Annotated in this window: 3 protein-coding genes; all 3 read left to right on the forward strand. The window is 48.0% G+C overall.

Annotation, left to right across the window (positions count from 1 at the left end; all coding sequences use genetic code 11):
- Nucleotides 1–360: hypothetical protein (locus tag FDY93_RS19655; protein ID WP_220446262.1), on the forward strand; the 360-nt coding region annotated here is incomplete at its 5' end.
- Between the two features lie 157 nt (nucleotides 361–517).
- A complete protein-coding gene (locus tag FDY93_RS19150; protein ID WP_138237363.1) occupies nucleotides 518–895 on the forward strand; it encodes a nuclear transport factor 2 family protein in 378 nt (125 codons plus the stop codon).
- Nucleotides 896–1,512: 617 nt separating this feature from the next.
- On the forward strand, nucleotides 1,513–1,890 hold the full coding sequence (locus FDY93_RS19155; RefSeq protein ID WP_138237364.1) for a DoxX-like family protein: 378 nt from the start codon (nucleotides 1,513–1,515) through the stop codon (nucleotides 1,888–1,890).
- Nucleotides 1,891–2,179: the final 289 nt, after the last annotated feature.

The raw sequence follows: 2,179 nt of genomic DNA on the forward strand, positions 1-2,179 counted from the left end.
AGAGCCTTTGAGGGGCTTGAGCCGTATGCGAGGAAACCCGCACGTACGGTTCTTAGAGGGCCGGGAGTCGGTGACGGCTCCTGGCTACTCGGCGCATCAGTAGCGATGATGAAGGATGATTCATATTTCGGTCGGCTAATCATAATATTTATGCTTGGCCCTCCCATGCTGGCGGCAAATCTTCTCATGGAGAAAAAAGTAGCACTTTCCATGGTGATGTTTTTGGCTTGGCTCTGTTTAAGCATGTACGCGATAAGTTACATGAGTAGAAAGCGTATTGTTAGAAAGTGGCTTTCAGTCCCAGTAACCCTGGTAATAGCAGCATGCTATTTAAGCTTCTACGCGAGTTTCAATGCTTAACAAACGCAAGCAGAATGCTCCGGCCCTTCGGGCCTCCGCGGGACGCCCAACGCTATGCACATTTTGTGCGGGTCGCTGCGCTCCCAGTTTCGCACAAAATGTGCATAGCATTGGTCGCCCCTGTTGCGGGCGTTAGGCAGAATCAAGGAATGATTTTATGAGCGAAATTCTGAAAGCGGAAGTAATGAAGGAAGAGGAAAACCTTCGCATAGCAATGCTTTCTTCAGATGTAAATAGTCTCAATAAATATTTGGCTGTAAACCTGATTTTCACCAATCACTTCGGCCAACGCTTGAATAAAAGTATGGATCTAGAAGCGCATGAAAGTGGCTTACTTAAGATCACATCGATAGAATTAAGCGATCAAAAAATATTGCTAAGTGGCCAAAATACAGCTGTTGTATCCGTTAAAGCAAATATAGAAGGTACATATTCAGGTCAGTCAGCTGGCGGGAACTTTACATTTACCCGCGTTTGGTCAAAGGATACTGGGCAATGGCAAGTTATAGCAGCGCACTCAGGCACCGCTGCCTAACAAAGCGCAGCAAAGGGACGGCTTACTTTATGCACGTCTTGCGCTGGTCGCTGCGCTCCCATTTTCGCGCAAAACGCGCATAAAGTAAGCCGCCCCTGTGCGCGGCGTTAGTGTTTTTAAGAGCCGTCAAAAAAATATGGCTTCGTAGAAAGTGATGAATAGTGAACGGTGGTGGCTTCAAGCCATAGATTTCTCAAAAACATAGTAGAAATCGTGGTTCCACCATTTGGCTTTGCAGGTCAGGTAATGGGGCATGTTTCAGCGGCATTGCTTGTGCCGCGCCGCCAATTTGGTTAATCGTCGGCTTCGCCCACGATCCGGTGCGGAAGGTCTGTGCCAGGAAGGCGGCGCCGCACCGTGGTATATTCCAGTTTCGTAAAAAGTAGTCTGCCGTTCGTTCTCTTGGGTGGTTACGTCAAGTAATATTGCAAAAAGAGATTCGGTAGAGGGCCAAAACACTAACAAGGCCGGGCAGCCAGGCTCCGGGCCTTCGGCCCTCCGCGGGACAGCTTACCTTGTGCACGTTTTGCGCAGGTCGCTTCGCTCCCATTTTCGCGCAAAACGCGCACAAGGTAAGCTGCCCCTGCCGGCGGCGTTATGCGTCTTAGAGGTATAAATTGAGTATTGTAGAGTTATGCCGTTGGATAATCGGATGTAGTTGGATCTATCACGGGCTTATGCCGAAGCTCGTTCATATCGCTCCGTTAGAACAAAAAATGACAAATGGGTTCGGCTTTGGAGTAGAGGCGTCTCAAGTACTTACTAGAGTTGCAGGAGCAGGTGAAATACTGTTCGGTATAGTCTTTATTGTTTTCTATCGCTCGCTTGCTATCAACGTTCTCAATATCTCTGCCTTACTTGCACTACTGATTTTTGTTGCTGTAATTTCACCCGTATTATTGATTGAAGCGTTCAATCCGGTTACAACAAATATTCCAATTATTGCTTTGAGTGCAATTCTTATAATGGAGCTTCGTAGTGAGCGAAACGCATAACAATCACAGGCAGTTTGCGCCGGCCCTGCGGGCCTCTGCGGGACGGCCTACGCTACGCTTCGGCCGCCCCTGCTGTGGGTGTTAAGTTTCATCAACCAAAGAAGGACTACCCTATGAAAAAGGGAATTTTCATTTCGTTTCTACTTTTCAGCTCATCTGTATTGGCTGACGCGTCAATATTTGGCATGGAGTTGGGCGGTGTTTGTCAAAGAAGATGTCGCGATCACTCGATTACGCTGCCTCTAATTTCACCTCCTGAGAGGCCTGATCTTCAGGCGAAGGATTCAGC

The organism is Microbulbifer harenosus, assembly GCF_005771435.1.
Taxonomy (GTDB): domain Bacteria; phylum Pseudomonadota; class Gammaproteobacteria; order Pseudomonadales; family Cellvibrionaceae; genus Microbulbifer; species Microbulbifer harenosus.